This is a genomic window from Shinella fusca (assembly GCF_014203155.1).
In the GTDB taxonomy this organism is placed as follows: domain Bacteria; phylum Pseudomonadota; class Alphaproteobacteria; order Rhizobiales; family Rhizobiaceae; genus Shinella; species Shinella fusca.
On the sequence record NZ_JACHIK010000004.1, the window covers coordinates 291,797 to 304,022 of the forward strand.

The window sequence follows — 12,226 nt, forward strand, 5'->3', positions numbered from 1 at the left end:
GCTGCTTCCCAACAACTCTAGCCGGACGCCGTGTCCAGCCAGATCGTCACGGGGCCGTCATTGGCAAGCTCCACCCGCATGTCCGCCCCGAAGATGCCGTTCGCAACGGGAATGCCGAGGGCCGCGACATTCGCGGAGAAGGTCTCGTAAAGACGCTTCCCCTCCTCCGGCGGCGCGGCCGTGGAAAAGCCCGGCCTGTTGCCCTTCGTCTCGGCGGCCAGCGTGAACTGGCTGACGATGAGCGCGGCGCCGCCCACATCGGCAAGCGAGCGGTTCATGCGGTCCGCCTCGTCCCTGAAAATGCGCAGGTTGACGAGCTTGCGCGCCAGTCACTCGCTCTCCTTTTCCGTGTCGCCCCTCATCGCGCAGATGAAGACCAGAAGGCCGTTGCCGATCTCCCCCGTCACCGCCCCGTCGACGACGACCCGCGCGGACGAAACCCGCTGGACAAGCGCTCTCATGGCAAAGCCCTTCCTATCGCCTGCGGGCTCCTGCCGACGATCTTCTCGTAGAGCGCCGGGTCCGTCGCGCCTTCGGTGTTGACCACGAGGACCCGGGCGTCACGCCCGATGCCGAGCCTGCCGGCAAGCACCGGATCCCTGAGGACCGTCAGGAGGCCGGCAAGGCCCGCGCCGCCGCTTTCGCCGGCGACGATCGCGGGATCGCCGGGCAAGGGATCGGCAAGCCGGCGCATGACTGTAACGGCGACATCCTCGTCGACCGTCATGAAGCCGTCGGCCACCCGCTCGAGAATGCGGAAGGCTACCGGCGACGGCTCGTAGCATTCCAGCATGGCCATGATCGTCGGCTGCGTCTCCTCGACCTTCAGGGGCCTGCCCTGCCTTGCGCTCTCGTAGAGGCAGGCGGCGCGGGCCGGATCCACCACCGTCACATGCGGCCGCCTGTCGCCCAGCACGATGGCAAGATGCCCCGCCACGGCCGCTGCGAAGCCGCCGACACCGGCCTGGAGGAAGACATGGGTCGGCGGCTCGTCCAGTTCGGCAAGGATTTCGCGGACCAGCGCGGTATAGCCCTGCGCCACGAGGCCGGGGATCGTTTCGTAGCCGGGCCAGGACGTATCGGAAAGAACCGTCCAGCCGCGCTCGACCGAGACGCGGGCGGCCTCGGCGACGGAATCGTCGTAGTTCCCGGCGACGCGGACCATCTCCGCACCGAACCGCGCGATCGCCGCGACCCGCCCCTCGCTGACGCCGGCATGGACGAAGATGACGGCTTTCGCGCCCATGAGCTGCGCGCCCTGCGCGACGGAGCGGCCGTGGTTGCCGTCGGTGGCGCAGGCGAACGTCATGCTTTGCGCGACCGCGCGCACCTCGTCGGAGAGCAGCTCCCCGATCTGAACGGCACGGCCGAGACGGCGGCTCGCCTCCTCCTGCACGAGGATCATCAGGGCATAGGCGCCGCCGAGGGCCTTGAAGCTGCCGAGCCCCAGCCGCAATCCCTCGTCCTTGAGGTGAAGCGACCTCAGCCCCAGTTCGCCGGCAAGCCCCGGCAGCGCGTGCAGCGGCGTCGCCGCGCTGTTCTCGCGCAGCGCAAGGACCTTCGCGACGCGGTCGGCGGCCTCCACGGAGAGCGTTTCGGCATCCTGCGGCGTCAGCGGCTTGCCGTATGTTGCAAGCGTATTCGTAAGATAGGGGTCGGCCATGGCAACGGCACTCCGGATCGGCATTGCGCAAATCTAGTGCAACGCGCGGGAAAGTGCGGCCGTATTTCCATTATCCACACCTCATTGCGAAGGCCTCGCAAAGGCGCCGGACGACGCGGGCACGCGCGACGCGTTTCCCTCAATCCGGGCAATTATTTGGCAAACCGGCCCTTCGGAACTTTACTTAATTGTAACATGACCCGCGCCGGAATCCGGGTTTATAGATGATGCCGGGCTGGATGCCGCCGGCGGGAAGGAAGCCGCGACGCAACGACACCGGACAGCCCGGAGGGACGCACCGTCCCGTCATCGAGGATACGCATCATGCGCTCGACACTCAAAACCATCACCTTCGCAACCATCGCCCTTTCGCTCGCCGCCGGCGGCGCCTTCGCTGCCGGCAAGCCCCATCAGATCATCAGGTCCGATTCCGACCATGGCGACGACATGTCGATCTCCCGGCCGATGCCGGTGGAAACGCCGATGATGGTCCGCAAGCCGCATCTCGACCAGATTCTCGCCGGTCTGCACTCGGCGGAACGGAAGATCGAGCACGGCGAAGCCGCCCACAGGCTTTCGGCCAGCGCCGCGCGCAAGCTCGAAGGCGAGGCCGGCGGCATCCGCCACCACGCCATGACCGTCGCCGACGCCCATCACGGCGCGATCCCCAACGCCACCTTCCAGCGCCTGCGGGGCGACATCCGCAAGCTCGACCGGGATATCGTCCGGATGAGCTGATCGTTCCGGCGGCGGGCAACACCCTATCCGCCTTCCCTACCCTCCCAACGAGAGACCGGCCGCGTTGCACCGGCGGCCCGGTCTCGTGCGCTCCGGCGCCTGCAAGAACCGGCACCGGAGCGCTGAACAAAGGAAAACGACCATGACCAGAATCCTTGCAAAGCATCGTGTCGCCGCGCTTCTCGGCGTGGCCCTGCTGGTGGTGCCGATGGCCGCCTCCGGCCTTCTTGCCACCGGCGCCGCACAGGCCGCCGCCCCGCAAAGTTTCGGCTCCGCCCTCGCAGGCGGCTCCTTCGCCACCATCGTTTCGGCAGACAAGCCCGCCGTCGTCACCATCACGACGGTGCTGAAGGCCGAGAACGCCTCGAGCGACGGCATATCCCCCTTCGGCGAGGATTCGCCCTTCGACCAGCAGTTCCGCGATTTCTTCGGCGAGCGGCAGATGCCGATGCCGCAGCAGCGCCCGAGCGGCAAGGCCGAGGCGCTCGGCTCCGGCTTCGTGCTGACGAGCGACGGCTACATCGTCACCAACAACCACGTCATCGACAAGGCGAGCACGATCAAGGTGACGCTGGACGACGGCACGGAACTGCCCGCCAGGCTGATCGGCACCGATCCGAAATCCGACCTCGCCGTCCTGAAGATCGACAGCGACAAGCCGCTCTCGACCATCGGTTGGGGCGATTCCGACAAGCTGCGCGCCGGCGATCCGATCCTTGCCATCGGCAATCCCTTCGGCATCGGCACGACGGTGACGGCCGGCATCGTCTCGGCCCGCGGGCGCGACCTGCACAGCGGCCCCTATGACGACTTCATCCAGATCGACGCGCCGATCAACCACGGCAATTCCGGCGGCCCGCTCGTCGGCATCGACGGCAAGGTGGTCGGCATCAACACGGCGATCTATTCGCCGAACGGCGGCAGCGTCGGCGTCGGCTTCGCCATCCCCTCCGACCAGGCGCAGCGCGTCGTCGCCAAGCTGATGAAGGACGGCTCGATCGAGCACGGCTTCATCGGCGTGCAGATCCAGCCGGTGACCGCGGACGTCGCCGAGGCGATCGGCCTTGCCAAGCCGGCCGGCGCACTCGTCGCACGCGTCGATGACGGCACGCCCGCCGCCAAGGCCGGCATCCGCTCCGGCGACGTCATCACCGCGCTCGGCGGCAAGGCGGTCGCCTCGCCGCGCGACCTCTCGCGCATGGTGGCCGATCTGTCGCCCGGCGAGAAGCAGGACCTGAAGGTCTGGCGCGACGGCAGCGACAAGGACCTGTCGATCACCATCGGCGCCAACGACGACGGCAGCGGCCAGGTTCTTGCCGATGCCGGCGGCGGCAAATCCGGCAGCGCCGCGCAGCATGTGCCGACCATCGGCATCCAGCTCGGCGACATCACGGCGGACATGCGCCAGTCGCTCGGCCTGCCGAAGGGCGAAGCCGGCGCGGTCGTCGAGGACGTCAACCCGGACAAGCCGGCCGCTGACGCGGGCCTTGAGCCCGGCGACGTCATCCTCTCGGTGAACCAGAAGACGGTGACCTCGGCAAGCGAGGCCAAGGCCGCCGTCGCCGAAGCCGGCAAGGAAGGCCGCAAGGCCGTACTGCTCCTCGTGCAGCGCCAGGACGAGCAGAGCTTCGTCACCGTGCCCTTCGCTGCCGGCTGACGGACGATCCCGCTCCCGGCATCGCCGGGGGCGGCCCATCCCACGGGGCACCAGACGGGTTGCGTTCAGGTGGCCCGTTGGTATGGTGGGCTTCACCCTTCCGGCCGGGTCTCCGGCTGCTTCATTCACCTTCAGGACAAGCGCGATGGGCTTGAGGCACCTTTCGGACGAGGCGCTGGTCCGCCGGCTTCAGCGCGCGGCCTTCTCCTATCTGATCGACTATGCGGACCCGGACACCGGCCTCGTCGCCGACACCTCCCGCGACGGCTCGCCCTGTAGCATCGCCGTCGTCGGCTTTGCCCTGTCCGCCTATCCGGTCGCGGTGGAAAACGGCTGGCTTTCCCGCAAGGAGGCGGCGGACCGGACCCTCAAGGTGCTGCGCTTCTTCCTGAACAGCGTCCAGAGCGCGGCGGCGGATGCGACCGGCTACAGGGGTTTCTACTATCACTTCCTCGACATGCGGTCCGGCAGGCGCGTCTGGCAATGCGAGCTCTCGCTGATCGACACCGCGCTGCTGATCGCCGGCGTCCTGGTGGCGGCAGGCTATTTCGACGGCGATGGCGAGGAAAGCGAGATCCGCGACCACGCCGATGCCCTCTACCGCCGGGTGGACTGGCACTGGGCGCAGAACGGCACCTCCGGCCTCTCGCAGGGCTGGAAGCCGGAATGCGGCTTCCTCCATTACGGCTGGGAGGGATACAACGAGGCGACGATCCTCTACATCCTCGGGCTCGGATCGCCGACCTTTCCGCTCTCGGCCAGTTGCTTCGAGACCTGGAGCCTCACCTACCAGTGGGAGAACCTGCTGGACCGCGACGTCCTTTATTGCGGCCCGCTGTTCACGCATCTGTTCTCCCATGCATGGATCGATTTCCGCGGCATCCGCGATGCCTTCATGCGCGAGAAGGACAGCGACTATTTCGAGAACACGAAGAGCGCGATCGCCATCCACCGCGAGTACGGCGAGCGCAACCCTTACGAATTCGAGGGCTATTGCCGCGATTTCTGGGGCGTGACGGCCGGCGACGGGCCCTCCGTCCCGGCACTGCGCCAGAACGGCAGGGACCGCCGCTTCTTCGGCTACATGTCGCGCGGCGTGCCCTATGGCCCGGACGACGGCACGATCTCCCCCTGGGCGATGCTGGCAACGCTGCCCTTCACCCCCGAGGCCGCGCTTTCCGGCACGCGATACCTGCTCGAACATTACCCTGAGGTCTGCCCCGGCGACAGGTTTTCGAGCGGCTTCAACCCGACACTGCATTCGGCCCCCGGCGGGTGGCTTTCGGAAGGCTGGTACGGGCTCGACCAGGGCCTTCTTGCCGTAAGCATCGAAAACCATCGCTCGGGGCTTATCTGGGATATCATGCGGCGCTGCCGCTATATACGCGCCGGCCTTGCGCATGCCGGGTTCACCGGCGGATGGTTATAGACATGCAACGCACCGCACCCGAGGCAAGGCCCGACGACGAAGCCCGCTTTCTTGAGCGGGTGCGCCCCGGCAACTGGCGCAATCCCCGGCCGAAAGGCCTCTACGATCTTGCCGTCATCGGCGCCGGTCCGGCGGGGCTTGCGGCGGCCGAACATGCGGCAAGGCGCGGCTTTTCCGTCGCCCTCGTCGAGCGCGCGCATCTCGGCGGCAACTCCCTCAATGCCGGCTCCGTGCCGTCGAAGGCGATCATCCGCACCGCCCATGCCTATGACGCGATGCGCGATGCCGGCGAATTCGGCGCGCCGGAGGTAGAGGACCCCGCCCTCGATTTTACCGCCGCCATGGCGCGCATGCGCCGCATCCGCACGCGCATCTCGGTCTATCACTCCGCCCATGACCTTGCGGCGCTGGGCATCGATCTCTTCTTCGGCGAGGCGCGCTTTGCCGGCGCCAACGCGCTCTTCGTCGACGATGAGCGCCTCGCCTTCAGGAAGGCGCTCATCGCCACGGGCGCACGCCCGCGGATCCCCGATATCCCGAACCTCGAACGGACAGGCTACCGCACGAGCGCGACGATCTTCGAGATGACCGCGCTGCCGAAGCGCCTTGCCGTCATCGGCGGCGGGCCGCTCGGCTGCGAGCTGGCGCAGGCCTTCTGCCGGCTCGGCGCGCATGTGACCATCGTGCAGAACAATCCGAAATTCCTGCCGCGCGAGGAGCGCGACGCCGCCGAGATCCTCTCCTGGTCGATGGCGCGCGACGGCATGGAGATCCGCCTGAACACCACCGCCACCGGCACCCGGCGCAAGGGCGACACGAAGATCCTCGAAACCCTCAACAACGATGTCAGCGGCGAGATCGAGGCCGACGAGATCCTGGTCTGCACCGGGCGGGTGCCCAATATCGAGACGCTCGACCTTGCGGCGGCCGGCATCGCCGCCGATCCCCGGCGGGGCGTCACCGTCGACGAGTTCCTGCGCAGCAGCAATCCCGACGTCTATGCCGCGGGCGATGCCTGCCTGCCGCTGAAATTCACCAATGCCGCGCAATCCTCGGCGCGCATGGCCGTCGGCAACGCGCTGCTGGGGACTCGCCAGCGGCACGACAATTCGGTCATTCCCTGGTGCACCTTCTGCGATCCCGAGATCGCCCATATCGGCCTGCAGGTCTGGGATGCCCGCCGGCAGGCCATCCCGATCAAGAGCTATACGGTCATGCTGAACGATGTCGACCGTGCCATCACGGACGGCCAGGAGACCGGCTTCGTCAAGATCCACGTCGCCGAGGGCAGCGACAGGATTCTCGGCGCGACCATCGTCGCCTCGCGGGCAAGCGAGCTGATCAACGAGATGGCCGTGATCATGAGCGCCGGCATCGGCATGCAGGCGCTCGCCGACGTCGTCCACACCTATCCCGCACAGTCCGGCGCGATCATGCTGGCCGCGCAGGCCTACAGGCGCGACACCGACGGCACCGTCCGGAACGATCCGTCCCGAAAGCCCCTTGCCTGACCCGGATCAGCCGCTCACGAGGCGCAGCGTGCGGGAAAACAGGTCGCCGTGCCCCTCTCCGGCCCCCATCGCGATGATCGCGGCGGACGCCAGGTCGTCGCGGAATATGGCAGCGACCCGCGCGCCGTTCTCGCCGTCGGTCAGGTCGTCGACATCGTCGATCACGATCCAGCCGGGGCGTTGCAGCAGCACCCGGACGAGGCTCAGCATCCGGCGTTCCGCGTTGCCGAACTCGTGCTCCCAGCGGGCGCTGCGGTCGAGCCACGGCGACAGGCGCTCCAGCCCGGCCCTCGTGAGGCCCGCGACGATCGCCTCGCTCGAACAGGCCTCGGCCGTGCGCGGGTAGCAAAGCGCCGCGCGCAGCGTGCCGGGCGGCATGTAGGGATCGCGCACCACGAAGGCGATGCCGCCCTCCTGCGGCAGGCGGACGACGCCCTTGCCCCGGCGCCAAAGCCCGGCGATGGTGTGCGTCAGAAGCGTCTTGCCCGCCCCCATGGGGCCGGTGACGAGCACCCGGTCGCCCGGGTGGACCACCACATGCGGCTGCGACAGCCGCACCGGCCCGGAGGGCGCATCCATCTCCAGATTGTCGAGGACCATGGCGGGTGCGGGCGATGCGACGAAGGCGATGCGGTCCGCCGCCCCGTCTTCCGCGCCGGCCTCGACCAACGCGAGGCGGAAGGCGGCGACGCGGCGGAGCGTTGCGCGCCAGTCGGCGATGGAGCCGATATTGTCGACGAACCAGCGCAGCGAGGCATGGAACTGGTTGAAGGCGCCGACGGCCATCATCAGCCCGCCGAAGGTCATGTCGCCGCCGAAATAGACCGGCGCATCGATGATGATCGGCGCGACGATCGTCACCCAGCCGTAACCCGACGTCACCCAGGCAAGGCGCACCATCGCCGAGACGATGCGGCGCGTGGCGGCGATGACCGCGCCGAGATCGCCCTCCAGCCGCCTCGCCTCGTCCGCCTCGCCGCCGGAAACGGCAATCGCGTCGAGCTGCTCGTTGACCCGCACCAGCGAATAGCGCAAGTCCGCCTCGCGGGCATAGCGGTCGCCGTTGAGGGCGATCAGCGGGCGGCCGACCATCCAGCTCAGCGAGGATGCCGTGCCCGAATAGAGGATCGCGGCCCAGACCATGTAGCCCGGGATCTGGAAGGCCGCACCCCAGACATGGAAGACGAAGCCGGACGAAAGCGCCCACAGCACGCCGACGAAGCTGACGAGCAGCACGCCCGCCTGCAAGAGGCCGACGCCGAGATCGACCGACAGGTCGCAGAGGTGGCGGACGTCCTCGTGCAGCCTCTGGTCGGGATTGGCGCCGATCTGACCGCGCTGCGCCACGCTGAAGGCGCGCCCGGGCTTCAGCCATTCCTCGATCATGTCCCGCGTCAGCGCCTCGCGCAGCTTCAGGTGCAGCATCTGGTTGAGCCAGAGCTGCGCGACGTTGAGCACGAGCAGCGCGCCGGCGATCTCGAAGAACACCAGGAGCTGGGCGAGGAAGGCCTGCTCGTCGCGGTGCTGCAGCGCATCGTAGAACGGCTTGTTCCAGCCGTTGAGCACGATCTGCCCGTAGGCGGTAGCGAGGATGACGGCGAATATGCCCGCGGCCAGCCCTATCAGGACGCGCCGCAACGGCGAGGCCCCGAACGCGGCCGCCATGGTCGCCACATACCGGCGCAACGGCCGTTCCTCCACACCGTCGCGCATCCGTTTCAGATCGGCCATGGCCGGCACCTATGCATGTCTATGCCATAAAGCCCGCTCCGCGCCCGAAGCGGAGAGCGGCAACGGAAGGTCTCGTGGAACAAACGCTGGAATCTCTTGTTGAACTCCGGGCCGACCGCCGGCGCTTTTTGCAACGAGGAGACTGCAATGCCCACGCGGGCAATGGAAGACCTCTTTGCCGGCCGGGTCAAGGATATCCGCCGCGCGGCCTGAGCACGCGGGGCGAACCGATTTAAGCGAGTGCCGTCATGTTCGGAAACTGGCGCCATATCTGCGTCGACATGCAGCGAATGTTCGCCGAGGAAACGCCATGGCGCGTCGCCTGGATGGAAGCGGTGTCGCCGCAGGTCATCGAGGTGGCGGAGCGTCACGCCGCCCGCACGACGTTCTCGCGGTTCTGCCCGCCGGCCCGGCCATCCGACGCGCCCGGCATGTGGCGGACCTATTACGAGAAATGGTGGATGATGACGGGCGAGCACCTTCCCCCCGACATGCTCGCTCTCGTTCCCGAACTTGCGCGCTATTGCCCGCCCGCCACGATATTCGACAAGCGGGCCTATTCGCCCTGGATCGACGGCCGGCTGCACGCCTTTCTCGCGATGCAGGCCGTCGATACGCTCGTCGTCACCGGAGGCGAGACGGATGTGTGCGTCCTGGCGACGGCGCTCGGCGGCATCGATCTCGGCTACCGCGTCATCGTCCTCAAGGACGCGGTGTGCAGCGGGGCCGACGAGACGCATGACGCATCGCTCACCCTGCTCGGCAACCGCTTCTCCGCGCAGGTGGAATTGATGCTCACCGAGGATTTCCTGTCATCCGAACAGGAAAGCCGCTGAGCGGCCCCGTGTCATCGGGCAAGCGGCAGGAACAAGTCCGGGCCTTCCCCGTTTCCAGCGATGCACCGGGACCGGACGCCGCGTCATCGGCCTGCGCAGACCATCCTCAAGCCGCCGAGGTCCCCTGAATGGATCAATTTTTCGCACGATTCGCCACGGCGACAGCCCATGCGACGGGAAGCCCCATCACCTTCATCCTGTGCGTGGCCGCCGTCCTCCTCTGGGCGATATCCGGCCCGCTCTTCGGCTTCTCCGAGACGTGGCAACTGGTGATCAACACGGGAACGACGATCGTGACGTTCCTCATGGTGTTCCTCATCCAGAACACGCAGAACCGCGACAGCGCGGCAATCCAGGCCAAGCTCGACGAGATCATCCTGTTCTCCGATGCCGAAAACGATTTCGTCGGCATCGAGCGGCTGACGGACAAGGAGCTGGAAGAGCTTCACGCCCGTTGCGAGAAGGCGGCCGAGCGCTCGCAGGCGATGCTGCAAAACACCCACGCCGAAAGAAAAGCGAGGAAGAGCCGGCAACCGTAACCGTTTTCGCGCGGACCAAATGAAGGAGCCGGGGAACATCCGGCGCGTCTTCCTGTTGGAAAGGAATATCCACGCAAAGGAGAATGGCATGGCCACGACCGAGGATACCTATCCACCCGCCCTCCACCGCCATACCCCGCAGGAACTGATCGCGGCCTTCGCCATCGCCTGCATGATCGGCGGGCTGCTGACGGATATCGCCTACTGGAAAAGCGCCGAGTTCCTCTGGGCCGATTTTTCCGCCTGGCTGGTTTCGACGAGCGCGGTGGCCGCCGTCGTCGCGATCCTCGCCGCGCTCATCGGCCATCTCGTCGCCCGCCCGCGGCGACGGCTCGTGCCGCGCCTGCCCTATCTTCTCGCCGGCATCCTCGTCGTGGTGCTCGCCGTCTTCAACACGCTGATCCACAGCCGCGACGCCTGGACCTCGGTCGTCCCGTGGGGGCTGACGCTCTCGGCGGCCACGGTCTTCGTGCTGCTGCTGACGGCCATCTGGCGCATGGTCGAACTTCGCCGCGCCGACCGGGAGGTCCAGCCATGACATCGCTCCGCAACGCTCTCCTGCTCCTGCCCCTCCTCGGGCTGGCCTCGGCCTGCAGCGACGACGATTTCGACCCGCAAACGCAGATCGGCGCCGATCCTGAACTGCCCGAACAGCAGCAATATCTGTTTCCGCCCATGCATATCGCCTCGGTCGTCGGCTGGAAGAAGGACGAGACGCCGGCGGTCGCGCCGGGCCTCAAGATCACCGCCTTCGCCACCGGCCTGCAGCATCCGCGCTCCGTCTACGTTCTGCCGAACGGCGACGTGCTGGCGGTGGAATCCAAGGGGCCGGGAACGGAACCCGCCCGCCGGCCGAAGGACCTCGTCATGGGCTGGATCCAGTCGCTCTCGACCGGCGGCGGCGGCGACCAGCCGAGCAACCGCATCACCCTGCTTCGCGACGCCGATGGCGACGGCGTGCCGGAGGTGAAGAGCGTCTTCCTCGACCATCTCGATTCGCCCTTCGGCGTCGCCCTCGTCGGCAACGATCTCTATGTCGCCAACACCAACGCGATCATGCGCTATCCCTACCGGACCGGCGAGACCGCGATCACCGCCAAGCCGACGATGCTGACCGCGCTTCCCGGCGGGCCGATCGATCACCACTGGACGAAGAGCCTCGTCGCCAGCCCCGACGGCACCAAGCTCTATGTCGGCGTCGGCTCCAACAGCAACATCACCGAGAACGGCATACAGGCCGAGGAAAACCGCGCCGCCGTCTGGGAGATCGACCGGACGACCGGGGCCTGGCGCATCTTCGCCAGCGGCCTGCGCAACCCGAACGGCCTCAGCATCGAGCCGGTGACGAAACAGCTCTGGGCCGTGGTGAACGAGCGCGACGAGCTCGGCCCGAACCTCGTTCCCGACTATATGACCTCGGTCCGCGACGGCGCCTTCTACGGTTGGCCCTATAGCTACTACGGCCAGCACGTCGATCCCCGCGTCATGCCGCAGCGGCCCGATCTCGTCGAGAAGGCCATCGCGCCGGATTATGCGCTCGGCTCCCATGTCGCGCCCCTGGGGATGACCTTCTACGCGGCCGGGGCCCTGCCGGAGAAATATCGCGGCGGTGCCTTCGTCGGCGAGCACGGCAGTTGGAACCGCCAGAAGTTCAACGGCTACAAGGTCGTCTTCGTGCCCTTCGAGGACGGCCGTCCGAGCGGCAAGGCCGAGGACGTGGTGACCGGCTTCCTCGACAAGGACGACGAGGCCCGCGGACGCCCGGTCGGCGTCGGTGTCGATGCGAAGGGGGCGCTGCTGATCGCCGACGACGTCGGCAACACCGTCTGGCGCGTCACGGCCGGCTCCTGATCAGGCAAGCCCGCGCGTCAGATAGTCGGCGGTGACGAAGGCGAGGAGCACGAACACCCAGAAGAGCGCGCCGAGCGCTGCGATCCGCAGCAGACCCGAGGCTTCCCGCAGGTGCATGTAGCGCCAGAAGACGAGGCCGGATTTCACGCTCGCGACAGCCAGCGCGACGGTGAGCCCGATCATGCCGCTGAGGACGAAGCTCGCCGCGAGGGTCAGCCCGAGCAGGGCGAGCAGCACGATCCAGACGACGACGGGGGACGCGGTGCGCATG

Annotated in this window: 11 protein-coding genes and 1 pseudogene; 8 read left to right on the forward strand and 4 right to left on the reverse strand. The window is 67.5% G+C overall.

Annotation, left to right across the window (positions count from 1 at the left end; all coding sequences use genetic code 11):
• Positions 1–17 precede the first annotated feature (17 nt).
• Together dtd and HNQ66_RS08450 are read right to left on the reverse strand one after the other, a co-directional pair.
• Positions 18–461 (reverse strand): annotated as a pseudogene (gene dtd / locus HNQ66_RS08445) (D-aminoacyl-tRNA deacylase).
• Entirely contained in the window at positions 458–1,663 is a 1,206-nt protein-coding gene (locus tag HNQ66_RS08450; RefSeq protein WP_184142999.1) for a diaminopropionate ammonia-lyase, read from the reverse strand. The pseudogene dtd and the gene HNQ66_RS08450 overlap by 4 nt, the downstream one beginning before the upstream one ends.
• A gap of 324 nt (positions 1,664–1,987) precedes the next feature.
• Between HNQ66_RS08450 and HNQ66_RS08455 the strand changes: the two genes are divergently transcribed.
• The 4 genes from HNQ66_RS08455 to HNQ66_RS08470 all read left to right on the forward strand — a co-directional run bounded on the left by HNQ66_RS08455 (position 1,988) and on the right by HNQ66_RS08470 (position 6,998).
• Positions 1,988–2,401 (forward strand): hypothetical protein, encoded by a 414-nt coding sequence (locus tag HNQ66_RS08455; RefSeq protein WP_184143002.1) that lies wholly within the window; start codon positions 1,988–1,990, stop codon positions 2,399–2,401.
• A gap of 142 nt (positions 2,402–2,543) precedes the next feature.
• Complete coding sequence (locus HNQ66_RS08460; RefSeq protein ID WP_184143004.1) at positions 2,544–4,058, forward strand: DegQ family serine endoprotease; 1,515 nt, start codon at positions 2,544–2,546, stop codon at positions 4,056–4,058.
• Positions 4,059–4,203: 145 nt separating this feature from the next.
• Entirely contained in the window at positions 4,204–5,487 is a 1,284-nt protein-coding gene (locus HNQ66_RS08465; protein ID WP_184143007.1) for a glucoamylase family protein, read from the forward strand.
• A gap of 2 nt (positions 5,488–5,489) precedes the next feature.
• Entirely contained in the window at positions 5,490–6,998 is a 1,509-nt protein-coding gene (locus tag HNQ66_RS08470; RefSeq protein ID WP_184143009.1) for a mercuric reductase, read from the forward strand.
• A gap of 6 nt (positions 6,999–7,004) precedes the next feature.
• Here HNQ66_RS08470 and HNQ66_RS08475 read toward each other — a convergent pair whose 3' ends face one another.
• A complete protein-coding gene (locus HNQ66_RS08475; protein WP_184143012.1) occupies positions 7,005–8,729 on the reverse strand; it encodes an ABC transporter ATP-binding protein/permease in 1,725 nt (574 codons plus the stop codon).
• A gap of 248 nt (positions 8,730–8,977) precedes the next feature.
• Between HNQ66_RS08475 and HNQ66_RS08480 the strand changes: the two genes are divergently transcribed.
• The 4 genes from HNQ66_RS08480 to HNQ66_RS08495 all read left to right on the forward strand — a co-directional run bounded on the left by HNQ66_RS08480 (position 8,978) and on the right by HNQ66_RS08495 (position 11,955).
• Positions 8,978–9,565, forward strand: coding sequence for a cysteine hydrolase family protein (locus HNQ66_RS08480; protein ID WP_184143015.1), 588 nt, complete (start codon positions 8,978–8,980; stop codon positions 9,563–9,565).
• Positions 9,566–9,693: 128 nt separating this feature from the next.
• Positions 9,694–10,104 carry a low affinity iron permease family protein gene (locus HNQ66_RS08485; protein WP_184143018.1) on the forward strand — a complete coding sequence of 137 codons (411 nt, stop codon included), beginning with the start codon at positions 9,694–9,696 and terminating at the stop codon, positions 10,102–10,104.
• An 88-nt stretch (positions 10,105–10,192) separates the two neighbouring features.
• On the forward strand, positions 10,193–10,642 hold the full coding sequence (locus HNQ66_RS08490; protein WP_184143021.1) for a DUF2231 domain-containing protein: 450 nt from the start codon (positions 10,193–10,195) through the stop codon (positions 10,640–10,642).
• Positions 10,639–11,955, forward strand: a complete 1,317-nt coding sequence (locus HNQ66_RS08495; RefSeq protein WP_184143024.1) for a PQQ-dependent sugar dehydrogenase — start codon at positions 10,639–10,641, stop codon at positions 11,953–11,955. The genes HNQ66_RS08490 and HNQ66_RS08495 overlap by 4 nt, the downstream gene beginning before the upstream one ends.
• Here the strand turns inward: HNQ66_RS08495 and HNQ66_RS08500 are convergent, their stop codons facing one another.
• Positions 11,956–12,225 (reverse strand): cytochrome C oxidase subunit IV family protein, encoded by a 270-nt coding sequence (locus HNQ66_RS08500; RefSeq protein WP_184143026.1) that lies wholly within the window; start codon positions 12,223–12,225, stop codon positions 11,956–11,958.
• Between the last annotated feature and the right edge of the window lies 1 nt (position 12,226).